The organism is Streptomyces sp. NPDC001002, assembly GCF_053599215.1.
This window is the reverse complement of record NZ_JBSFLV010000028.1, coordinates 38,746-59,990: the sequence shown is the minus strand read 5'-3', so window position 1 is coordinate 59,990 and position 21,245 is coordinate 38,746. Positions and strand designations below refer to the sequence as shown.

Below are 21,245 nucleotides of genomic sequence, written 5' to 3'. Positions count from 1 at the left end.
GCCATGCGCGCCCAGTTCGTACTCTCCGAGATCGGTGTCGGTCTCCGCCGCAACCTGACCATGACGTTCGCCGTCATCGTCTCCGTCGCCCTGTCGCTCGCCCTGTTCGGCGGGTCGCTCCTGATGAGCGACCAGGTCAGCACGATGAAGGGCTACTGGTACGACAAGGTCAACGTCTCGGTCTTCCTCTGCAACAAGAGCGACGCCGAGTCGGACCCCAACTGCGCCAAGGGCGCGGTGACCGACGACCAGAAGAAGGACATCCTCTCCGACCTGGACAAGATGACCACGGTCGTCCAGAAGGTGACGTACGAGTCGCAGGACGAGGCGTACAAGCACTACAAGCAGCAGTTCGGCGACTCGCCGCTGGCCAGCTCCCTGACGCCGGACCAGATGCAGGAGTCGTACCGCATCAAGCTGAAGGACCCCGAGAAGTACCAGGTCATCGCGACCGCCTTCGACGGGCGTGACGGCGTGCAGTCCGTGCAGGACCAGAAGGGCATCCTGGACAACCTCTTCGGGCTCCTCAACGGCATGAACTGGGCCGCCCGCGCGGTGATGGCCCTGATGCTCGTCGTCGCCCTGATGCTGATCGTCAACACGGTGCGCGTCTCCGCGTTCAGCCGTCGGCGCGAAACCGGCATCATGCGCCTGGTCGGCGCCTCCGGCTTCTACATCCAGGCCCCGTTCATCATGGAGGCCGCGGTCGCCGGCCTCATCGGCGGCTCGGTCGCCTGTGGATTCCTGGTGGTCGCCCGGTACTTCATCATCGACCACGGCCTGGCCCTCTCCGAGAAGCTGAACCTCATCAACTTCATCGGCTGGGACGCGGTCCTCACAAAACTCCCCCTCATCCTCGCCACGAGCCTGCTGATGCCGGCGCTGGCGGCGTTCTTCGCGCTGCGCAAGTACCTGAAGGTTTGACCGCTCCCCTCTCCCGAGGGAGGGGATTCCCGGCTCGGGCAGCCTCCTGGAGCGGCGCTCCAGGAGGTCTTGTGCCTTCGGCGCCGGCCGGGTTCAGACCTGCCCGGAGGAGCATCACGCGCGCGGAGTTCTTGTCCCTGGGGGACACGAGCCCGCACGCGGTGCACGTGTAGGTGCGTTGGGACAGCGGGAGGGCATGCTTGGTTCTCGCGCCGCACCTTCCGCAGTCCACGGTGGTGTGCGCGGGGTGCACCAGGCGTACGTCCCGCGCATGCTTGCGGCCCATCTCGATCAGGGCCTGTTTGGTCGCACCGATCGCGGCGTCCGCCGCCTTGCGCGCCATCGACGTCTTGGCGAGGAACTTCGGCCGGAAGTCCTCCACCGCGATGGCGTCATGGTCCCTGACGACCTTCTTGGCCCACTTGCGGGCGGCGTCCTGTCGTTGCCGGGCGATCTTCCGGTAGGACTTCGCTCGCCACCTCTTCGCCTCCCGGAAGCCTTTCGAGGCGGTGCGGCCCTTCTTCGGCCGGCGGCGAGCCACCATCCGGTCGTAGCGGGACAGCTTGGCCTGCGCCATCCTGCCGTGCTCGGCGTGGGGTAGATCGTGGCTGTCGCTGGTGGTTGTCGCGGTCTCCCGCACGCCCCAGTCCACCCCCAGCACCCGGCCGGTCTCGGGGAGCGGTTCGACTTCGGAGGGGACGACGAACGAGGCGTACCAGCGTCCGATGCTGTCCCGGTACACCCGCACCGACGAAGGCTCGGCAGGCAGTTCACGCGACCACACCACAGTCAGGGAGATACCGCCCGCGAGATGCAGTCTCCCGGCCTTCAACCGAAAGCCGCGCCGCGTGTAGTTCAGACTCGGGTCGCTCGCGTGCTTCTTCTTGTGGCCGGGCATTCCCGCTCGCCTGGCGACAGGCAGGCGGTCCTTGATGTCCTTCAGCGCTTTCGCGCGAGCCGTGCCGAAGTCTCGGATGACCTGCTGCTGTGGCACCGATGCCCCCTCGGCCAGCCAGGGCATGACCCCGCGGCTCTCGGTCAGCATCTTGTCCAGACGGGCCGGGCCGCACATCTCCCCTTCGTCCCAAGCCCGCTTGGCACGGGCGACGCACTCGTTCCACACCCACCGGCAGCGTCCCCACTCGGCGAGCAGTGACCGTCGAGCGCCGGATGACACCCGCAGGCGAAATGTGAACCGGGCGCGTCCGGCCTGATCAGCCCCTTGCCCCGCAACCACGTCGACACCTCCCGCCGGACCACCGGCCGTATGCCACCTCCGACGACCTGATTTCCAGCACAGACCGTATGCGCGACACTCGAACGCTTGGGCCCACATCTTGTGCTCTTCATGCCAACGAGCGAATGCTCGTACGTCTGATCACTTCCGTATGATTTCGCGGTGTCCTGCCTCGGGTACCTCGGTGACGCATGCCACGAGGGCCGTACGGTCAACCGCCCGTACGGCTCTTCGCGTTGTCCTAGACTCACCGGCATGTCAGGTCGAGACCTGTTCTGTCAGCCCCGCCGCAGGCGCCGCGGGGCCGCCCTGACATTGGTGTTCGCGAGTGTGCTGGTGGCCGGGGCGGCGACCGGGTCGTTGCCCGAGGGGGAGCGGAAGTCCGCTGCCGGGCAGGGTCGTTCGGCCACGCCGGCCAGTCGCCATGAGGATGTCGCCAAGGCCGCCGCCGATGCCATGGCTGACGGCAAGTCACCCATGGAGGCCGCCGAGCGGGCCGTCAGCCGCAGTGGGGACCGGTGGGGGGCCGTGTACTCCGAGGGGGAGTACGAGGAGTTCGAGGAGGCCCTCGACGGGCAGTACACCGGCGTCGGTCTCTGGGCCCGCCGGGAGCGGGACGGGCGGATCGAGGTGACCAAGGTGCAGTCCGGGTCGCCCGCGGCCGCCGCCGGGATCCGCAAGGGCGACCGGCTGCGCAGTGTCGACGGGGCGCACGTCGACGGGCGCCCGGTCACCGAGGTCGTCTCCTTACTGCGCGGCGACGCCACGGACGCGGCCGCCGGTACGGCGGTGAAGCTGGGTCTGGAGCGCGGCACGCACGCGTGGAGCGAGACGCTGCGCCGCGCCAAGCTGTCCACCGACTCGGTCACCGTGGAGCGCCTGGCCGGCGGGATCACCGTCATCAGGATCGCCGCCTTCACCAAGGGCTCCGGTGACGTCGTCCGCGCCGCCGTCCAGCAGGCCCCGGCCGACGCCGGCGTCATCCTCGACCTGCGCGGCAACTCCGGCGGCCTGGTCACCGAGGCCGTCACCACCGCCTCCGCCTTCCTCGACGGCGGCCTCGTCGCCACGTACGACGTGGACGGCGAGCAGCGCGCCCTGCACGCCGATCCCGGCGGCGACACCACCAGACCCCTGGTCGCGCTCGTCGACGGCGGCACCATGAGCGCGGCCGAACTGCTCACCGGCGCACTGCAGGACCGCGGTCGCGCGGTGGTCGTCGGCAGCCGCACCTTCGGCAAGGGCTCGGTCCAGATGCCGAGCAAGCTGCCCGGCGGCGGCGTCGCGGAACTGACCGTCGGTCACTACCGCACCCCCTCCGGCCACACCGTCGACGGCCTCGGCATCACCCCCGACCTGGATGTCACCGCCCAGGGGCAGGCGGCCGTCGAGCGGGCCGAGACCGTTCTGAGCGGCCTCGGGGACGCTTCGTAATCGGCTTTCCCTCCGACCCCTCCGTAGTGCGAAAATGGACGGCACTATGAGCAAGGGAATGTACGTACCCAAGGAGTCCCAGCCCAAGCAGGGCGGAGGGCCCGCGAAGGCCAAGGACGGCAAGCGCAAGATCGTCGCGCAGAACAAGAAGGCCCGGCACGACTACGCGATCATCGACACCTACGAGGCCGGGCTCGTCCTGACCGGCACCGAGGTGAAGTCGCTGCGCCAGGGGCGCGCCTCCCTGACCGACGGCTTCGTCCAGATCGACGGCAACGAGGCCTGGCTGCACAACGCCCACATCCCGGAGTACAGCCAGGGCACCTGGACCAACCACACGGTCCGCCGCAAGCGCAAGCTGCTCCTGCACCGCGAGGAGATCGACAAGCTGGCGTCCAAGTCGGAGGAGACGGGCCACACGATCGTGCCCCTCGCCCTGTACTTCAAGGACGGCCGCGCGAAGGCCGAGATCGCGCTCGCGCGCGGCAAGAAGGAGTGGGACAAGCGCCAGACCCTGCGCGAGAAGCAGGACCGGCGGGAGTCGGACCGGGCGATCGCGGCGGCGAAGCGGCGGCAGCGGGGCGAGTAGCCGCCGGAAGGCCCCAGGGAGGCCCCCTGGTGTCCGCCCGGAATACGGTGGCATCGGTGTGCGTTGGTCACGTACGATGGCAACTGCACCCCACAGCGGGTGCGACCCCCTCTTCGGAGGGACTTGAAAAAACAACATGGGGATGATCGGTTTCGACAGCGGCTGTCGAAGCAGGGGAAGCGTGTCGAGGAAGCGACAATGATCTCGTTAACCATATGTCGCAACCAATAATCGCCAATTCCAAGAGCGATTCCCAGTCCTTCGCCCTCGCTGCCTAATAACAGCGACTGAAGGACCCTAAAAGGGTGTCAGCCCGGGAGTGTTCCCGACCCGGTTCCTGGCATAATCTAGGGAACTAAACCATCGAGCCCGGTCACGGGGTTCGATGGGAAATCAAACAGTGACTGGGCCCGTCGGCGACTTGTTCGCGTGATCACCGGGGCCGAGAAAATCACAGCGAACTGCACACGGAGAAGCCCTGATTCTGCACCGGTGGACGCGGGTTCGATTCCCGCCATCTCCACTCATCCCATGTTTTCAGAGGTCCCGTCACTTTCGAGTGGCGGGACCTTTGTCATGCCTGTCGTTATGCCCGCTCGGTGGCGACGGAAGTCCGCCACGCCAGGCAGATCATCAATGCCGTCGCCGCCGCCGTCACCGGTACTCCGAAACCCGCCGTCGGCGATACGCGCTCCACCGTCCAGCCGCCGATCGCCGAGCCGCACGCGATGCCCGCCAGGAGACCCGTCACCGCGAGGGTCATGCCCTCGTTCAAGTGGCCTTCGGGGGTGCGCTGTTGGACCAGTGTCATGGTGGTGATCATCGTCGGTGCCGTCGCCATGCCGGAGATCAGGAGCGCGAGGGCCAGCAGCGGGAGCGAGTCCGTGCGGGCGGCCGCGAGGAGCGGGAGCGTGAGGAGGGCCGTCATCGCCGCCACGCACCAGGGAAGGCGGTGTTCCGCGGGGCCCGTCGGCCGCAGGGCCCCGAACAGCAGGCCCGCCGCGCACGAACCCGCCGCCTGCAGGGCGAGGATCACGCCCGCCGCCGCCCGGTGGCCCCGGTCGTCCGCGAAGGCGATCGTGACGACCTCCATCGAGCCGAACACCGCGCCCATGGCGAGACAGCCGGCGAGCAGCGGTGGTATTCCAGGAGCCCGGAGCGGCGAGCCGGTCAGCACGCGCGCGTGCACCGGCGGTTCCGTCGACCGTTGCGCGGCGAACAGCAGCACGCCCGTCAGCAGCAGCACCGCCCCGACCAGCGTGCCCGCCTCCGGGAAGAACGCCGAGCAGAGGAAGGCCGCGAGGACCGGGCCGAGCATGAAGCACAGCTCGTCGGCGGCCTGCTCGAAGGAGTTCGAGGTGTGCAGGGCCTTGTCGTCGCCCTTGAGCAGATGGGCCCAGCGGGCGCGGGACATGCCGCCGGTGTTCGGGGTCGTCGCGGTGGCGGCGTAGGAGGCGAAGAGGGTCCAGGCGGGAGCCTCGTAGTGCACGCACAGCAGGAGTGCGAGGGAGCCGAGTGCGGCGATCGCCGTGGCGGGTACGGCGATCCGGGCCTGGCCGTACCGGTCGACGAGCCGCGCGGTCCACGGGGCGACGACGGCCGTGGCGGCCAGGCCCGTCGCGGTGACGGCACCGGCGAGGGCGTACGAGCCGCGGGAGCCGGCGATCATCACCACCGCGCTGATGCCGAACATGCCCATCGGGAGGCGGGCCAGGAGGTTACCGAGGGTGAAGGCGCGGGCGCCGGGGACGGCGAAGAGACGGCGGTAGGGGCCGGGCGGGCGGGTGCGGTCGCGGTTGCCGAAGCGGGGGCCGAAGTCGACGGCGACCAGGGCGTCGGCGGTGACCGTGCAGAGGATCTTGCGGGGGTCGGAGGGGTTGGGGGCGTCCCACGGCGGTGGTGGAGTCTGGTGCGGCATGGGCATCACCGTCGTCCCCGCCCCGGCGCCGGGTCCAACACCTTGTTGCGGCCGATTCACGCGCTTTCGTTGTGAGTCGGGGCGGTTGTAGGTTCGCCGGATGGCCGCTCACCTGGACACCCGCCTGCTGCGGGCCTTCGTCGCCGTCGCCGAGGAACTGCACTTCACGCGGGCCGCGGTCCGGCTCTTCATCGCCCAGCAGGCGCTGAGCCGGGATGTGCGGCGGCTGGAGCGGGAGCTGGGGACCGACCTGTTCGTACGGACCACCCGGCAGGTGACGCTGACGGCCGACGGTGAGCGGCTGCTGCCGTACGCGCGGCGGGTCCTTGAGGCGCAGGACGAGCTGCTCGCCGCGTTCGGGGAGGCCCGGCCGCTGCTGGTCGACCTGAACTCCCCGGGTCTGGTCACCGGGCGCCGGGTGCTGCACCGGGCCCGTGAACTCGCCCCCGAGCACGAGCTGATGGCCCGCTTCGAGAGCGGTCTGACGGGTGCGGCCGGTGAGCTGCTCGCCGGGCGGCTCGACGCGTCCTTCGGGCGGTTCGCGGGGCTCGACCCGGTGCTGCGGGCGCAGTTGGAGCAGCAGCCCGTGCGGTACGAGCCGATGGCCGTCGTGCTGCCCGAGGACCACCGGCTCGCGCCCCTGGCGGAGGTGCCGCTGGCCGAGCTGGCGGGCGAGACCGTGTACGCCGGCGCGGGCAACCCCCGTACGCCGGAGTGGACCGATCTCGCGCGCCGGCTCTTCGAGGGGCGGAGCATACAGATCGCGCCACCGGTGCCCCTCGCGGTCGGGGACGAGGAGTTCGAGCGGATCATGGCCAAGATGCGGAATCCGGTCCTGGCCGTGGTGGATTTTCCGGCCATGCCTCGAACGGTGGTGCGTCCCTTGATCGACCCCGTTCCCTTGTCACTCGTGTCACTGGTGTGGCGGAAGGGGCTGGTGCATCCGGGATTTGCGGCGCTCCGGCGGGCCGCGGCCGAGCTCGCGGCGGCGGAGGGGTGGCTGCGTAAGCCAGATGATGGATGGATTCCGGCCACGGATTCGTACACTGTTCGGACCCACAATTGACACATTGCGAACACAGGACCCGCGTGTGCGCTACATTCTTCGCCTGAGCACCGTGTGCTAAAGGGGGCGCTCGGACCGGGTGGGGGCCTGGTTCGGTCGACGGGTGCTCGAGTCGTAGGCGCACCCGGAACAGTCCCGTGGGGGGATGAGTGTGCGCGTGAAGAAGTGGCGAGAAGACACCCAACCGGAGTGGCCCGATTCTGCATCAGGGTCCCGCGTCGGGTCTCAACCAGCAGGTACCACCCAGGAGTTCCCCGAGACGACGTTCTCGGATCTCCCTGAGGTGATCTCCCGGACAGGGAGAAGCGGAGGGCGGGGCGCGGGCCTCGCCGGGGCCGATGGATCCGAGCCGGCGAAGGCGCCCGCGGAGGCTCGTGAGGCAGGCCTGATTTCAGCCACGAGCGGTCATCCGGAGGCTGATAATCCGCCTGCTCTCCGGGATCCCTGGGGGAGTTCGGCCGACGCCGACCACGCCCATGACCCGCACGAGGTGACCGTCCAGCTCGACGCCGTCGCGCTCCAGCAGGGGCAGCGTCTGAAAGAGGCCGACGGCTCGCCGGCCGCCGGCGCGGACGGGTCCGACGGGCCGGTCTTCGTCGACGAGTCCGGCCGCCGCAGCCGCCGGTTCCGCCGCCTCGGCATAGCCGTCGGCCTCGCCTGCGCGGTGTACGCCGTCGTCATCGTCGTCACCCTGCTGTCCGGCAGTTCGGACGCGCCCTGGCTGCCCGTGCCGGGTCAGAAGGACGACCAGCCGGCCGGCGAGGTCGACACCTCGCCGCAGCCCACGCTGTCGTCCATACCCTCCGGCACCACCGGCGTCGTACCCGGCACGACCCCGACCGCCGGCAACGGCATCGTCCCGACGCCGGGTTCCAGCGGTAGCGCCACCGGCACCGGCCCCAGCGGGAACGGCACCCGCCCCGGCACCTCCGCCGACCCGGGGCCGACGGCGACCAAGACAACGACCGACCCGGGCACTGGACCGAGCACCCCCGTCTCCTCGGACCCGGTGGTCGACCCGTCGGTCAGCACCTCGCCCGACCCCAGCGGTCCGGCCACCACCTCGCCCGATCCCAGCCCGTCCACGGCGGGCGGCGGCCCCGGCGGTCCGGTCGCCGACGGTCCCAGCGAGCCCAGCCCGATCGCCGTGGACCCGTCCGGTCCCGCGAACCACAACCCGTCCCCGGAGCACATCCTCTGATGGCATCCCGCACCCGCCGTCAAGGGGCCGCGCCCCCGGACGACTCCCCGCGCCGCCGCCTGCCCATGCGCCTGCTGCTGCCCACCCTCCTCCTGGTCGCGCTCGTCGCGATGCTCATGCTGCGCGGCTACGTGCACAGCGAGATCCTCGCCGACCACCGCGTCCAGCCCGGGGCCTCCACCGACAAGGTGCCGCAGAAGATCCTCGACGGCGGCCCGGTCATCGACACCCGCAGCGGCCGCGCCACCAGCCTGAACGTGCCCGACCACCGGATGGTCCTCACCTTCGACGACGGCCCGGACCCGACGTGGACCCCCAAGGTCCTGGACGTGCTGAAGAAGCACCACGCCCACGCGGTCTTCTTCGTCACCGGCACCATGACCTCCCGCTACCCGGGGCTGGTCCGGCGGATGATCGCCGAGGGGCACGAGGTCGGCCTGCACACCTTCAACCACCCCGACCTCTCCTACCAGTCGAAGAAACGAATCGACTGGGAGCTTTCCCAGAACCAGCTGGCGCTCGCGGGCGCGGCCGGCATCCGCAGCTCGATCTTCCGGCCGCCGTACTCGTCCTTCGCCGACGCCATGGACAACAAGTCCTGGCCGGTCACGCAGTACATCGGCACCAAGGGCTACCTCACCGTCGTCAACAACACCGACAGCGAGGACTGGCGCAAGCCCGGCGTGGAGCAGATCATCCGCAACGCCACCCCCAAGGGCGGCAAGGGCGCCATCGTCCTGATGCACGACTCCGGCGGCGACCGGCACCAGACGGTCCAGGCCCTGGACCAGTTCCTGCCCCAGATGCAGAAGAAGGGGTACGAGTTCGACAACCTCACCGAGGCCCTCGACGCGCCCAGCGCCTCGACCCCGGTCACCGGCGTCGAGCTGTGGAAGGGCAAGGCGTGGATCTTCCTGGTCGGAGCCTCCGACGGCATCACCGGGGTGATGGTGGTCGGCCTCTCGGTGATCGGCACCCTGGTCATCGGCCGCTTCGCGCTGATGCTGCTGCTGTCGGCCGCGCACGCCCGCCGGGTGCGGCGCAGGGACTTCGGCTGGGGGCCGCCGATCACCGAACCGGTGACGGTGCTCGTGCCGGCGTACAACGAGGCCAAGTGCATCGAGAACACCGTGCGTTCACTGATGGAGAGCGAGCATCCCGTCGAGGTGATCGTCGTCGACGACGGCTCAAGTGACGGCACCGCGCGGATCGTCGAGGCGCTGGGGCTGCCCAATGTGCGGGTGGTGCGCCAGCTCAACGCGGGCAAGCCCGCCGCCCTCAACCGCGGTCTGGCCAACGCCGGTCACGACATCATCGTGATGATGGACGGCGACACGGTCTTCGAACCGGCCACCGTCCGCGAACTCGTCCAGCCCTTCGGCGACCCGCGCGTCGGCGCGGTCGCGGGCAACGCGAAGGTCGGCAACCGCGACACCCTCATCGGCGCCTGGCAGCACATCGAGTACGTGATGGGCTTCAACCTCGACCGCCGCATGTACGACCTGCTGCGCTGCATGCCGACCATCCCCGGCGCGGTCGGCGCGTTCCGGCGCTCGGCCCTTGAGCGGGTCGGCGGGATGAGCGACGACACGCTCGCCGAGGACACCGACATCACGATGGCGATGCACCGCGACGGCTGGCGGGTCGTCTACGCCGAGAAGGCGCGGGCCTGGACCGAGGCCCCGGAGTCGGTGCAGCAGCTGTGGTCCCAGCGCTACCGCTGGTCCTACGGCACCATGCAGGCGATCTGGAAGCACCGCCGCGCGATCGTGGAGAAGGGCCCCTCGGGCCGCTTCGGCCGCGTGGGCCTGCCGCTGGTGTCCCTGTTCATGGTCCTGGCCCCGCTCCTCGCACCGCTGATCGACATCTTCCTTCTCTACGGGGTCGTCTTCGGCCCGACCGAGAAGACGATCCTGGCCTGGCTGGGCGTCCTGGCCATCCAGGCGGTGTGCGCGGCGTACGCCTTCACGCTGGACCGCGAGCGCCTCACACCGCTCATCTCCATGCCGTTGCAGCAGATCCTCTACCGCCAGCTCATGTACGTCGTGCTGCTGCAGTCCTGGATCACCGCGCTCACCGGCGGCCGGCTGCGCTGGCAGAAACTTCGCCGCAGCGGACAGGTGGCCACCCCCGGGGGTGTGCCGACCCAGCGCCGACGCGTCGCGCACGAGGAACGGGAGTCCATCCGATGAGCGCCGCCCCGCCCCCGCAGTCCCCGTGGCCGCCGAGCGCCGGCGGTCCCACGCTGGACCTGACGCCGTCCCCGGCGCACCCGGGACGGGCCACGAACGGCACCCTGTTCACGGACACGGCCTCAGCACCGCCCGAGGCGCCCGCTCCCGCCGCCGACGCCCCGCCGAAGCGGGGACCCGTCCGGGACCGCTACTTCGACTTCCTGCGCGCGGTGGCCCTGTTCCGGGTGGTCTTCTACCACCTGATGGGCTGGTCCTGGCTCCCGGTGGTCTTCCCGTCGATGGGCGTGATGTTCGCGCTCGCCGGCAACCTCATGGCCCGCTCCCTCAAGCGCCCGGCCGCCCAGGTCGTACGAAGCCGGATGCGCCGTCTGCTGCCGCCGCTGTGGCTGCTCGGCGCGATCGGCGTCACCGGCATGGTGCTCCAGGGCTGGGGACCGAACTCCGAAGGGCACCCCGGCTGGTGGTGGCTCCACCTCACCTACTGGATCGTCCCGCTGAGCGACCCGCCCTACGCCGACGGCCTGCCCGGCTTCCACCACATCATCGGCGAGGACTGGGCCGCGGAACTCGCGGGACCGCTCTGGTACATCCGCGCCTACCTCTGGTACGTACTCCTGTCGCCGTTCATCCTCAAGGCGCTGCGGGCCCTGCCCTGGTCGACGATCCTGTCGCCCATCGCGCTGGCCGCGGCCCTGGAGTTCGGATGGGTGCACATCCCGAGCGTGCGGATCGACTCGGCGGTCACCGACTTCAGCACGTTCGGAGCGTGCTGGATCCTCGGCATGGCCCACCAGGAAGGCATCCTGAAGCGCCTGCCGGGCTATGTCGTGCCGTCCCTGGTGCCGTTCGTCGCCGCTGTCGGTCTCTGGTACGCGCTGACGCACGGTTTCAAGGCCGGACACGACCTGGACGACATCCCGTTCGCCCAGTCCCTGTGGTCCTTCGCCACCGTGCTGCTGCTTCTGCACGTCAGCCCCTCGTGGACCGAGTGGCCACGGCTGCTGCGCCCCTTCGACCGACTGATCACCCTGCTCAACTCCCGCGCGGTGACGATCTATCTCTGGCACAACCTCTGCATCCTCATCGCCGCGACCCTCTGGGACCGCCTGTGGGGCTTCGACGTGCTGAGCGAGCACTACGCCTGGCTGCTGGAGAGCTCGTGGCCGGTCCTGCTCCTCGTCTGGATGCTCATCGCCACCTGCATCGTCAGCTTCGGCTGGATGGAGGACGTGGCGGCGAAGCGCAGTCCGCAACTGTGGCCGGACGGGCACGGCGGCGGGCCCTCTCGCGGTGGAGGCCGTCGGAAGGCGTGACGGATTGATGGGGGACCGGTGGGTTCCGGCCGCCGCTCGCTAAGATGCGCGAGGCATGACGGGGGCAGGAGAACCACAGTGGGACAGGTGCCGAGTACGGAGACGGGCGCGGAGCCGGGTGCGGACGAGACGTCCGGGACAGCATCCGGCCGGGCGGCCCCGGTGTTCGGGCTGATCACGCCCGGGGACTGGTACCGCATTCCGCTGCAACCGCCGGAGCGCCGTGAGGCGTCCATGAGTGCGCTGATCAAGCGGCAGTTCGCCGGGGTCGACGACCAGCCGATCCTGCGCCGGAAAGTGGAGGAGCAGCTGCGCGGGACCGCCGAGGCGGGCGTCGGGCAGGGCGGGATCGTGCTGTACCTGTCCTTCCTCGAATCCGGCGGCATCCCGCTCTCCGCCTCGCTGCTCGTCTCCCGTCTGCACCAGCGGTTCGACAGCCTCGACGCCGTCGCCGCGCTGGCCGGCACCGGCGAGGTCGGCGTGGTCACGCTGCCCGAGGTGGGGCGGGCCGCCCGGCTGCTGCGGCGGCAGCGCACCAAGCAGGCACGGAAGCTGGGCTCCGAGTTCGAGGACACCGTCGTCGAGTACTTCGTGCCGGTGCCGGACCGCGACGAGGTGCTGATGCTGACGTTCAGCACGCCGTTGGAGCCGATCGCGGACGCCATGGTGGGACTGTTCGACGCGGTGGCCGAAACCCTGCGCTGGCAGCGCCCGGGCGAGGAGACGAAGGGGGAGCGGGAGTGAGCGGCGACGAGGGGAAGCTCAAGGTCTCCACGGACGATCTGCACACGGCCGGGACCGGTCTGCGGACGGTGGCGACCGAGCTCGACGGGCTCGACAAACTCATGGACGCCTACGACCTCCGTACGGTCGGGCACAAGCAACTGCACGAGCGGCTGCAGGACTTCTCGGACGGCTGGGACGACAACCGCAAGAAGATGATCGAGGAGATCCAGGGCCTGGGCACCCTCGCCCACGAGGCCGGCAAGGCCTACAAGGAAGTCGACACCGCGCTGTACGACGCGCTCGTGGGCAAGGGGAAGACGAAGTGACCCGGCCCGCGGACCAGCGCTGGGAGGTGCTGGGGGAGCCCGCCGACCCGGTGCCCGGCGACGTCACGGACCTCACGGCGCTCGCCCGGCGGTTCGAACTCACCGCGAAGACCATCTCCGACACCGCCGAGGCGCTGCGCCGGCTCGGGAACCTGGAGAGCTGGGACTCCAAGGCGGGCCGCGCCTTCGCCGAGAAGGCGACCGACACGGCCAAGACGGTCAGCAAGGCGCACGACCGCTACGCCGACGCCTCCTCCGCCCTGAAGACGTACTACACCGAGCTCGAATCGGTGCAGACCGAGGCCGACAAGCTCCTGCACCAGGCCGAGACGAAGAGCGGTGACCTGACGACGGCCAAGTCCAAGGCCGACCACCCGCCCAAGGGCACCGACGCGGGTGGGCAGAAGACGCTCGACAAGTCGGTGACCGACCTCCAGAAGGGGCTGGACGGGCTGCGCGATCAGCTCTCCCCGCTGAAGACCCGGCACAAGGACGCGGGCGACAAGGCGGCCCGCGCCATTCACGACACCACCGAGCACGACGGCCTGAACGACTCGTGGCTGGACGACCTGCGCGACACCCTCAACCTCGTCGCCGACATCGCGGGAGCCGTCGCCGCGGTCTGCGGGGTGCTCTCGCTGCTGGTCGGCTGGATCCCGGTGATTGGCCAGGCCCTGGCCGGGGTGCTCGGCACCATCGCCTTGGTCGCGACCTGCGTCTCACTGGTCTGTCACGTCCTGCTCGCCATCAACGGAGACGGTTCCTGGGGCGATGTCGCGATGGACGTGCTCAGCCTCGCGACCTTCGGCGTCGGGCGCGTCTTCTCCGCGGGCGGCAAGGCTGCCGCCGTGGTCGGCCGCAGCCGGGTCTGGACGGCCGCGACGGAGTACGTCCGCGGCTGGAACCCGGCGATGTCCTCCGCCGCGCGCCGGCTGCTGGTCGAGTCGATGGTCGGCCCGCGAGCCGGCGCCACCGCCCGCGCGGCCCTGCCCGAGGTCTCCCTCTCGGCCGCCTTCCGAGGACTGCCGCGCTCCTTCGCGGAGGACCTGGGCGCCGTCCGCGGCAACTGGCGCCAGGCCTTCAAGTTCGGCGACAACCTCTCCGCGGCCCGCGATGCCTACTCCGCGGCCGGGCCGCGCGGCCTGGCCAGCATGTACGCCGGTCCCGGCATGGTCGACGAACTGGCCCGCATCAAGAACATCGACCCGACCGACCTGAACTTCATCGGTACGCCGGACGCCTTCAAGCAGGCCATGAACTACAACTCCCTCGCCCTGGGCGGCACCGGGGTGGGCGCGACGGCCGACAGCTACCAGTTCGCCGGGCTCTTCGGCGGCGACGACGCGCCGTCGGTCACCGGGCCCGACGCGTCCCTGGCCGGGAAGTGAGCGGCGCGATGAAAGCCACGGACGGGATGGACGGCACGGATGAAGTCGCGGAAGGCACGGGAGAGCCCACCGCGGACTGGACCGAGTGCCAGGTCGCGCTGCCCGCCCTGCAGAACTGGCTGGTCCTGGACCTGGCCACCGAGGACCCCGAGACCTGGGCCCGCGACCTCGCCGCGGGGCACCTCGACACCGGGGCCCGCCCGGAGTGGATCGAGGCCTTCGCGACCGACCTGCTCTGGTACTGGGGCGCGGCGCGCCGCCAAGGTGCTCTGTGCGCGGCCCTGTTGGCGCCGGCCGACGGCGCGGTCATGGCGAGCTGCACCGTGCGTGAGCTGAAGATTCCGACGGAATACTTGAGCGTTGCCGCGCTGCGCGCCGAAGTGGCGCTCGCGGAGGGGCCGTTCTTCGGCTCCCAGGACCTCACGGAGGTCGACCTCCCGCTAGGACCGGCGTTGCGGGTGCACCGACTGGAACCCACGGATCCCGAGTCCGACACCGGCGGCATCACGGAAGGGGTCGCCCACTACGTGCTGCCGAGCCGGTATCCCACCGCGCTGGAGTGCCGGCTGCTGTGGTCGACGCTCGGCTTCGGCGAGGAACTGGAGAAGGTGGCGGACGAGTTGGCGCGGTCAGTCACTCTGGCGTGAGGCCAGCCCGAGCCGTTCCCTGGGGATCATGGCGAGGGGCATCCAGCTGAAGCCGATCGCGAACACCGCGACGGTGGCCGTGACGGTCTCCGGGAGGACCCGGCCGAGCTGGGCCAGGATCACCGCGAGGACGAGCACGTAGACGTCGAAGGCCAGTACGGCGAGCACCTTGAGGAGCGCTGTTCCGGGCCCGATCCGTGGCGAGTCCTCGGTTCCCCGCACCAGGGTGAGCAGGATGACGGGTAGGACCAGTCCCGTGATCCCGCCGCTCGCGATGCCGCCGACCACCAGAGCGGCGCGCCCGTCGTCGGGGATCACTGTCGAGAGAGGGGCGGCATCGGCGGCCTTGCTCAGCAGCGCCACCGCCGCGAAGGCTCCGAGGACCATGGCCGTCAGCACGACGATCAGCCCCGCGCCGAAGGCGATGTTCCCGCCGAGGGACTGCCGGGACCGCGGGGAGCGCTGAAGACGCCGCGCGTTCGCGCGTGCGGAGCTCGGCTCGGCGGACATGGGCTCTCCTGCTCGTGTGGGGGTCGGCTAGAGGATAGCCGTCACCACTTCGCACGCCAGCGCCCTCTCACCCCGAGACCTCTCACCCCCTCCCCGCGCCAGGTGAGAGCAACGTTCCCTTCCGGTCACCCGGTGGCACAGCTCGGAAACGCGCTCTCCCTACCTTCGGGGCATGCCCGAGCCCAGGAATGCCCCCGTGGAGGCGTCATGACAGCCGCTGGTAAGTGGATCGAGCACTGGGATCCGGAGGACGAGACCTTCTGGCGCGAGAAGGGGGAGAAGATCGCCCGGCGCAATCTCGTCTTCTCCGTCCTGTCCGAGCACATCGGCTTCTCGATCTGGACCCTGTGGTCCGTGCTGGTGCTCTTCATGGGCCCGGAGTACGGGCTCACCCCGGCCGACAAGTTCCTGCTGACCTCGGTGGTCACCCTGGTCGGCGCGGTCGCCCGCGTGCCCTACACCTTCGCGGTCGCGATCTTCGGCGGCCGCAACTGGACGATCGTCTCGGCGGCCCTGCTCCTGATCCCGACGATCGCCGCGTTCGTGGTGATGGAACCGGGCACGTCCTTCTCGACCTTCCTGTGGGTCGGCCTCCTCGCCGGCGTCGGTGGCGGCAACTTCGCCTCCTCCATGACCAACATCAACGCCTTCTTCCCGCTGCGGAAGAAGGGCTGGGCGCTCGGCCTCAACGCGGGCGGCGGAAACATCGGCGTACCCGTCATCCAGCTCGTGGCCCTCGCCGTCATCGGCGCGAGCGGCGGTCCGCGCGTGCTGCTCGGGATCTACATCCCGCTCATCGTCATCGCCGCCACGCTGGCCGCGCTCTTCATGGACAACCTGGAGAACGTGAAGAACGACACCGGGGCCGCCAAGGACGCGGCGCGGGACGCGCACACCTGGATCATGGCGTTCCTCTACATCGGCACGTTCGGGTCGTTCATCGGCTACGCCTTCGCCTTCGGGCAGGTGCTCCAGGTCCAGTTCGGACGGACCCCGCTGCAGGCCGCGTACCTCACGTTCATCGGCCCGCTGCTCGGCTCCCTGATCCGCCCGCTGGGCGGCTGGCTCGCCGACAAGTACGGCGGCGCGAAGATCACCCTCTACAACTACGTCGGCATGGCCGCCGCGACCGCCGTCCTGGTCGTCGCCAGCATGCAGAAGTCGCTGCCGCTGTTCGTGACCGTGTTCATCGTCCTGTTCGTGCTCAGCGGGCTCGGCAACGGGTCGACGTACAAGATGATTCCCGGCATCTTCCAGAACAAGGCCCTCGCCAAGGGGCTTGAGGGGGAGGCGGCGGCCGCCTACGGGCGCCGGCTCTCCGGGGCCTCCATGGGGCTCATCGGCGCGGTGGGCGCGCTCGGCGGGGTCGGCATCAACCTCGCCTTCCGCCAGTCCTTCCTCAGCTCCGGCTCCGGCACCGGCGCCTTCGTGGTCTTCCTCGCCTTCTACGCCGCCTGCTTCGCGGTGACGTGGGCCGTATACCTTCGCCGCCCGGCCTCCGCGGCCCGTGCCACGACTGCCGCAGAGTCGAAGCCCCAGCTCAGCTATGCCGAGGTGTGACGTAACACCGGCGACATGAAGCCGAACCGAGCCTGTCACGAGCGGTTGACAGGCTCGGTCGTCACGCGGGCCAGCCGAACTGAGCCGAAAGACCGGCCCTAGGAGTTCCATGTACGAGCAGCAGCAACAGCAGCCGCCGGATCACTCCCCGCACGGACCCCTCGCCGGGTTCACCGTGGGGGTGACGGCCGCGCGTCGCGCCGACGAGCTGGGTGCGCTGCTCCAGCGGCGTGGCGCCGCCGTGCTGCACGCGCCCGCGCTGCGGATCGTGCCGGTCGCCGACGACAGCGAGTTGCTGGCCGCGACGAAGGGCCTGGTCGACCGGGCGCCGGACGTCGTGGTGGCGACCACGGCCATCGGCTTCCGCGGCTGGGTCGAGGCGGCCGACGGGTGGGGGTTCGGGGAGGCGCTCCTGGACCGGCTGCGCGGGGTGGAGCTGCTCGCCCGGGGGCCCAAGGTCAAGGGCGCGATCCGGGCCGCCGGGCTGACCGAGGAGTGGTCGCCGTCCAGCGAGTCGATGGCCGAGGTCCTCGACCGGCTGCTGGAGGAGGGGGTCGACGGGCGCCGTATCGCCGTACAGCTGCACGGTGAGCCGCTGCCCGGGTTCGTCGAGGCGTTGCGGGCCGCGGGTGCCGAGGTGGTGGGCGTGCCGGTGTACCGGTGGATGCCGCCGGAGGACATCGGGCCGGTGGACCGGCTCCTCGACGCCACCGTCTCGCGGGGCGTGGACGCGCTGACCTTCACCAGCGCGCCCGCCGCGGCCTCCCTGCTGAACCGGGCCGAGAAACGCGGGCTGCTGCCCGAACTCCTCGCCGCCCTCCACCACGACGTCCTGCCGGCCTGCGTCGGCCCGGTCACCGCGCTGCCCCTCCAGGCGCACGGTGTCACCACGGTCTCGCCGGAGCGCTTCCGCCTCGGGCCCCTCGTGCAGGTCCTGTGCCAGGAACTCCCGGCCCGCGCACGGTCGTTGCCGATCGCCGGTCACCGGGTGGAGATCCGCGGCCACGCGGTCCTCGTCGACGGCGCGCTGCGTCCCGTACCGCCCGCGGGTATGTCGTTGTTGCGCGCCTTGTCCCGGCGCCCGGGCTGGGTGGTGGCCCGTTCCGAGTTGCTACGAGCGTTGCCGGGCGCCGGGCGGGACGAGCATGCGGTGGAGACGGCAATGGCTCGCCTGCGAACGGCACTTGGTGCGCCGAAGCTGATCCAGACGGTGGTCAAGAGGGGTTACCGGTTGGCGTTGGATCCGGCGGCGGACGCCAAGTACGCGGACGTCTGACCAACTCGGCCGAACAGTACCAACCCCCTCGCCAACAACCCCATCGCCACCGTCGACCCCACCGCCCGCACGACGTTCCACGCCACCCACGGGTCCTCGAAGTGCTCCCGGGCCGCCGCCGGATCCGTCATGTCCGCGAGGTCGTTGTTGAGCGGGATGTTGATGACGATGGTGATGAGGAAGACCAGGGCGTAGGCCAGGAAGCCCGCCCATACCCACCACCGGTAGGGCGTCCCGCGCAACTGCCACGCCGAAACAGCGGACAGCGCCAACGCGCCCATGAAGCTGAGGAAGAACACCGGGTTCTGGATCACGTCGTTGATGTCCCGCATGACGTCGACGAAGACCTTGTCGTCGCTGCGGGCCAGCGCCGGCATGATCGCGCAGGCGAAGGTGTAGAAGAGCCCGGCGATCAGGCCCATGGCGACCGTGGCCGCGCCCAGTACGAGTCCAGAAGCAGTCCTGTGCTGTGTCATGGCTCCAGTCAACGGGCGCCGCGAGGCCCGGGACATCGCCGAGACGCGCACCCGCATAAGCGGCCGTCCACGGGTCCCGTGGGTATGAGGGGTTCCGGCCGCGAGAGCGGGAAGGCACTGTATGAGGGAACGGTTCCTCTGCCCTCAGCTTCCCGAGCCAGGCGGTGACAGGCACATGGCACTGGGTACGGCCACGGTCGCGTACGAACTCCGGTACGACGCCGGGCGGGTCTGTCTCGACCTGCTCGCGACCTCTCACCCCGAGGAACGGTTCGACTCCGTGGAGGTTCTGTGTGCGTGGATCACCGGCGCGGGCCTGGTCCCGCCGGGCGTCCCGCTGACCCACGCCGGCCCCTCCTGGCTGGTCGACTTCCGTGAACTGCGCGGACAGATCGGACAGTTGGTGAGCGGAGCGGTGGCCGCCCCGCCCAGGCCGACGTACGACATCGCGCTCGCCCGGGTGAACGAGATCGCCCGGGTCGCACCTCCGGCCCCACGGGCCGTGCGCGGTGAGGACGGGGCGCTGGTGCGGGAGTTGGACGGGCCGCCCGAGTGCGCGGCGCTGCTCGGGGCGATCGCGCGGGACGCCGTGGAGCTGCTCACGGACCCGGTCGCGCGGGCCGGACTGCGGCAGTGCGAGGGCGACAACTGTCCGATCTTTTATGTCGATTCGTCCCGGGGCCGCAGAAGGCGCTGGTGCTCCAGTGAGGTCTGCGGAAACCGGGAAAGAGTCGCCCGGCACCGTCGGCGGGCGGCACTCGCCCGAGCCTAGGTGTCCGGTAAGTGGCTTCTGTGGGGGGAGCGCGGTCATGTTGTCGAAGTGATTTCGACAACACTGTGTTTGGTCCGAATATGCCTTTGGCATCTGACCTCAGAGAGGCGATGTGGTGGAAATGTAAAGATCGCGCGGTAGGAATGTGCACCCATGTCCCCCTCGTCATGACACCCAGGAGAAAACTGTCGCCCCCTGTTGAACATGACGGGGACCACATCCGTACGTGTGGAGGAGCGACCGACTGGGGGATCCCCCGGACACCGGAGGTGGGCGTGCGCAAGGATTCCGTCGTGGCCAATGAACGTGGATCGAGGGCCCGACATCGCATGTCCCAGCCCTCGGAACCTGATGAGGAGCTGATGCGTGCCCTCTATAGAGAGCATGCCGGACCTCTCCTTGCGTACGTACTCAGGCTGGTCGCCGGAGATCGGCAGCGAGCAGAGGACGTCGTGCAGGAGACACTCATCCGTGCCTGGAAGAACGCCGGTCAGCTCAATCGAGCGACCGGATCGGTACGCCCCTGGCTGGTGACGGTCGCTCGCCGCATCGTCATCGACGGCCACCGCAGCCGGCAGGCCCGGCCGCAGGAGGTCGATCCGTCGCCGCTGGAGGTCATCCCCGCGGAGGACGAGATCGACAAGGCGCTGTGGCTGATGACGCTGTCTGACGCGCTCGACGACCTGACCCCGGCCCACCGGGAGGTGCTCGTCGAGACGTACTTCAAGGGGCGTACCGTCAATGAGGCGGCTGAGACGCTCGGCATTCCCAGTGGCACCGTGCGCTCGCGGGTGTTCTACGCGTTGCGTTCGATGAAGCTGGCACTGGAGGAGCGGGGGGTGACGGCGTGATGAGTGTTTACGGGGGAAACCAGGGATTCGGCACAGGTGGTTCGGGTATGTCTGGCTCCATGATGGGATCTCCGGGCCCGAACGAACATGAAACCGTCGGTGCCTACGCCCTCGGAATCCTTGACGACGCCGAGGCGACAGCCTTCGAAATTCACCTCGCCACCTGCGAATGGTGCGCCCAGCAGCTCGACGAGCTGGCCGGGATGGAGCCGATGCTGGCCGCTCTCGCGGACCTGCCCGGCACCGGCACCCCCGCCATCGGCGAGTCCCTCTCCGCCAAGCCGAGCCCTCGGCTCGTGGAGAAGCTCGTCGACGACATCGGCGAGCGCCGTGCCCTCAAGCGGCGGCGCAGCTTCTACATGGTGGCGGCGGCGGCGGCACTGATCATCGCCGGTCCGCTGGCGGCGATCGCGGTGAACGGCGGCGACTCGGGCGGTACGTCGGACGAGGCCGGCGCCAAGGCGGCCTTCACCACCCTCTCCGACAAGGTCTCCGCGACCGACTCCTCCACCAAGGTCAAGGCGACCGTCGCGATGCAGAAGAAGGACTGGGGCACCTGGGGTGTCGTCGAACTGAGTAACGTCAAGGGCCCGTTGAAGTGCTCGCTCATCGCCGTCGGCAAGAACGGCGAGCGCGAGACGATGTCCACCTGGTCGGTCCCGAAGTGGGGCTACGGCATCCCGAACGCCAAGACCGAGCAGGCCAAGGCACCCCTCTACGCCCAGGGCGGGGCCGCTTTCCAGCCCAACGAGATCGATCATTTCGAGGTCATGACCTTCGACGGCAAGAAGCTCGTGGCAGTAGACGCGTAGTGAACGTAGCTTCCACCGGCCCCC

The 21,245-nt window shown here is 69.8% G+C and carries 20 protein-coding genes and 1 other RNA gene; 17 read left to right on the top strand and 4 right to left on the bottom strand.

Annotation, left to right across the window (positions count from 1 at the left end; genetic code table 11):
- Positions 1–3 precede the first annotated feature (3 nt).
- Positions 4–924 (top strand): permease-like cell division protein FtsX, encoded by a 921-nt coding sequence (gene ftsX, locus ACWDR3_RS15610; protein WP_402350214.1) that lies wholly within the window; start codon positions 4–6, stop codon positions 922–924.
- Here ftsX and ACWDR3_RS15605 read toward each other — a convergent pair.
- Positions 851–2,161, bottom strand: a complete 1,311-nt coding sequence (locus ACWDR3_RS15605; protein ID WP_450353030.1) for an RNA-guided endonuclease InsQ/TnpB family protein — start codon at positions 2,159–2,161, stop codon at positions 851–853. The two genes, ftsX and ACWDR3_RS15605, sit on opposite strands and share 74 nt — an antisense overlap.
- 255 nt (positions 2,162–2,416) lie before the next feature.
- On the opposite strand from ACWDR3_RS15605, the gene ACWDR3_RS15600 reads away from it, so the two are divergent.
- The 3 genes from ACWDR3_RS15600 (at position 2,417) to ssrA (ending at position 4,710) form a co-directional block, all read left to right on the top strand.
- Positions 2,417–3,595, top strand: a complete 1,179-nt coding sequence (locus ACWDR3_RS15600) for a S41 family peptidase (protein WP_450353011.1) — start codon at positions 2,417–2,419, stop codon at positions 3,593–3,595.
- A gap of 58 nt (positions 3,596–3,653) precedes the next feature.
- Positions 3,654–4,184, top strand: coding sequence for an SsrA-binding protein SmpB (gene smpB / locus ACWDR3_RS15595; RefSeq protein ID WP_450353029.1), 531 nt, complete (start codon positions 3,654–3,656; stop codon positions 4,182–4,184).
- Positions 4,185–4,322: 138 nt separating this feature from the next.
- Positions 4,323–4,710: a transfer-messenger RNA gene (ssrA, locus tag ACWDR3_RS15590) on the top strand.
- 60 nt (positions 4,711–4,770) lie between these two features.
- On the opposite strand, the gene ACWDR3_RS15585 is transcribed toward ssrA, so the two are convergent.
- A complete protein-coding gene (locus ACWDR3_RS15585; protein WP_450353010.1) occupies positions 4,771–6,102 on the bottom strand; it encodes an MFS transporter in 1,332 nt (443 codons plus the stop codon).
- Between the two features lie 100 nt (positions 6,103–6,202).
- On the opposite strand from ACWDR3_RS15585, the gene ACWDR3_RS15580 reads away from it, so the two are divergent.
- From ACWDR3_RS15580 to ACWDR3_RS15545, 8 genes are all read left to right on the top strand, one after another.
- Entirely contained in the window at positions 6,203–7,168 is a 966-nt protein-coding gene (locus ACWDR3_RS15580; RefSeq protein WP_450353009.1) for a LysR family transcriptional regulator, read from the top strand.
- 490 nt (positions 7,169–7,658) lie between these two features.
- The gene (locus ACWDR3_RS15575; RefSeq protein ID WP_450353008.1) at positions 7,659–8,369 is read left to right on the top strand and encodes a hypothetical protein; all 711 of its coding nucleotides are present in this window, start codon (positions 7,659–7,661) and stop codon (positions 8,367–8,369) included.
- Positions 8,369–10,561 (top strand): glycosyltransferase, encoded by a 2,193-nt coding sequence (locus ACWDR3_RS15570; RefSeq protein ID WP_450353007.1) that lies wholly within the window; start codon positions 8,369–8,371, stop codon positions 10,559–10,561. The genes ACWDR3_RS15575 and ACWDR3_RS15570 overlap by 1 nt, the downstream gene beginning before the upstream one ends.
- Positions 10,558–11,877: an acyltransferase family protein gene (locus ACWDR3_RS15565; protein WP_450353006.1), complete on the top strand. Its 1,320-nt coding sequence runs from the start codon at positions 10,558–10,560 to the stop codon at positions 11,875–11,877. Before ACWDR3_RS15570 ends, ACWDR3_RS15565 begins: the two co-directional genes overlap by 4 nt.
- An 87-nt stretch (positions 11,878–11,964) precedes the next feature.
- The gene (locus tag ACWDR3_RS15560; protein WP_450353005.1) at positions 11,965–12,621 is read left to right on the top strand and encodes a hypothetical protein; all 657 of its coding nucleotides are present in this window, start codon (positions 11,965–11,967) and stop codon (positions 12,619–12,621) included.
- The gene (locus ACWDR3_RS15555) at positions 12,618–12,929 is read left to right on the top strand and encodes a hypothetical protein (RefSeq protein ID WP_450353004.1); all 312 of its coding nucleotides are present in this window, start codon (positions 12,618–12,620) and stop codon (positions 12,927–12,929) included. Before ACWDR3_RS15560 ends, ACWDR3_RS15555 begins: the two co-directional genes overlap by 4 nt.
- Positions 12,926–14,317, top strand: coding sequence for a putative T7SS-secreted protein (locus tag ACWDR3_RS15550; RefSeq protein ID WP_450353003.1), 1,392 nt, complete (start codon positions 12,926–12,928; stop codon positions 14,315–14,317). Before ACWDR3_RS15555 ends, ACWDR3_RS15550 begins: the two co-directional genes overlap by 4 nt.
- An 8-nt stretch (positions 14,318–14,325) precedes the next feature.
- Entirely contained in the window at positions 14,326–14,964 is a 639-nt protein-coding gene (locus ACWDR3_RS15545; RefSeq protein ID WP_450353002.1) for a hypothetical protein, read from the top strand.
- On the opposite strand, the gene ACWDR3_RS15540 is transcribed toward ACWDR3_RS15545, so the two are convergent.
- Positions 14,947–15,474: a hypothetical protein gene (locus ACWDR3_RS15540; protein WP_450353001.1), complete on the bottom strand. Its 528-nt coding sequence runs from the start codon at positions 15,472–15,474 to the stop codon at positions 14,947–14,949. The two genes, ACWDR3_RS15545 and ACWDR3_RS15540, sit on opposite strands and share 18 nt — an antisense overlap.
- 207 nt (positions 15,475–15,681) lie before the next feature.
- On the opposite strand from ACWDR3_RS15540, the gene ACWDR3_RS15535 reads away from it, so the two are divergent.
- Positions 15,682–17,034: a nitrate/nitrite transporter gene (locus ACWDR3_RS15535; protein WP_450353000.1), complete on the top strand. Its 1,353-nt coding sequence runs from the start codon at positions 15,682–15,684 to the stop codon at positions 17,032–17,034.
- Between the two features lie 109 nt (positions 17,035–17,143).
- Complete coding sequence (locus ACWDR3_RS15530) at positions 17,144–18,310, top strand: uroporphyrinogen-III synthase (protein WP_450352999.1); 1,167 nt, start codon at positions 17,144–17,146, stop codon at positions 18,308–18,310.
- Here ACWDR3_RS15530 and ACWDR3_RS15525 read toward each other — a convergent pair.
- Entirely contained in the window at positions 18,259–18,786 is a 528-nt protein-coding gene (locus ACWDR3_RS15525; RefSeq protein WP_450352998.1) for an anthrone oxygenase family protein, read from the bottom strand. The genes ACWDR3_RS15530 and ACWDR3_RS15525 overlap by 52 nt on opposite strands.
- Positions 18,787–18,961: 175 nt before the next feature.
- Here ACWDR3_RS15525 and ACWDR3_RS15520 point away from each other — a divergent pair, with 175 nt between their 5' ends.
- The 3 genes from ACWDR3_RS15520 (at position 18,962) to ACWDR3_RS15510 (ending at position 21,221) form a co-directional block, all read left to right on the top strand.
- Entirely contained in the window at positions 18,962–19,558 is a 597-nt protein-coding gene (locus tag ACWDR3_RS15520) for a CGNR zinc finger domain-containing protein (protein ID WP_450352997.1), read from the top strand.
- Positions 19,559–19,887: 329 nt separating this feature from the next.
- Positions 19,888–20,409, top strand: coding sequence for a sigma-70 family RNA polymerase sigma factor (locus ACWDR3_RS15515; RefSeq protein WP_010039908.1), 522 nt, complete (start codon positions 19,888–19,890; stop codon positions 20,407–20,409).
- Positions 20,409–21,221: an anti-sigma factor family protein gene (locus ACWDR3_RS15510; protein ID WP_450352996.1), complete on the top strand. Its 813-nt coding sequence runs from the start codon at positions 20,409–20,411 to the stop codon at positions 21,219–21,221. The genes ACWDR3_RS15515 and ACWDR3_RS15510 overlap by 1 nt, the downstream gene beginning before the upstream one ends.
- The last annotated feature ends 24 nt before the right edge of the window (positions 21,222–21,245 follow it).

Excerpts from the sequence above, each read along its gene's own strand:
- ftsX (WP_402350214.1), top strand. The coding sequence starts at position 4 with ATGCGCGCCCAGTTCGTACTCTCCGAGATCGGTGTCGGTCTCCGCCGC.
- ACWDR3_RS15600 (WP_450353011.1), top strand. The coding sequence starts at position 2,417 with ATGTCAGGTCGAGACCTGTTCTGTCAGCCCCGCCGCAGGCGCCGCGGG.
- smpB (WP_450353029.1), top strand. The coding sequence starts at position 3,654 with ATGTACGTACCCAAGGAGTCCCAGCCCAAGCAGGGCGGAGGGCCCGCG.
- ACWDR3_RS15585 (WP_450353010.1), bottom strand. The coding sequence starts at position 6,102 with ATGCCGCACCAGACTCCACCACCGCCGTGGGACGCCCCCAACCCCTCC.
- ACWDR3_RS15580 (WP_450353009.1), top strand. The coding sequence starts at position 6,203 with ATGGCCGCTCACCTGGACACCCGCCTGCTGCGGGCCTTCGTCGCCGTC.
- ACWDR3_RS15570 (WP_450353007.1), top strand. The coding sequence starts at position 8,369 with ATGGCATCCCGCACCCGCCGTCAAGGGGCCGCGCCCCCGGACGACTCC.
- ACWDR3_RS15565 (WP_450353006.1), top strand. The coding sequence starts at position 10,558 with ATGAGCGCCGCCCCGCCCCCGCAGTCCCCGTGGCCGCCGAGCGCCGGC.
- ACWDR3_RS15545 (WP_450353002.1), top strand. The coding sequence starts at position 14,326 with ATGAAAGCCACGGACGGGATGGACGGCACGGATGAAGTCGCGGAAGGC.
- ACWDR3_RS15540 (WP_450353001.1), bottom strand. The coding sequence starts at position 15,474 with ATGTCCGCCGAGCCGAGCTCCGCACGCGCGAACGCGCGGCGTCTTCAG.
- ACWDR3_RS15535 (WP_450353000.1), top strand. The coding sequence starts at position 15,682 with ATGACAGCCGCTGGTAAGTGGATCGAGCACTGGGATCCGGAGGACGAG.
- ACWDR3_RS15530 (WP_450352999.1), top strand. The coding sequence starts at position 17,144 with ATGTACGAGCAGCAGCAACAGCAGCCGCCGGATCACTCCCCGCACGGA.
- ACWDR3_RS15525 (WP_450352998.1), bottom strand. The coding sequence starts at position 18,786 with ATGACACAGCACAGGACTGCTTCTGGACTCGTACTGGGCGCGGCCACG.
- ACWDR3_RS15520 (WP_450352997.1), top strand. The coding sequence starts at position 18,962 with ATGGCACTGGGTACGGCCACGGTCGCGTACGAACTCCGGTACGACGCC.
- ACWDR3_RS15515 (WP_010039908.1), top strand. The coding sequence starts at position 19,888 with ATGTCCCAGCCCTCGGAACCTGATGAGGAGCTGATGCGTGCCCTCTAT.
- ACWDR3_RS15510 (WP_450352996.1), top strand. The coding sequence starts at position 20,409 with ATGAGTGTTTACGGGGGAAACCAGGGATTCGGCACAGGTGGTTCGGGT.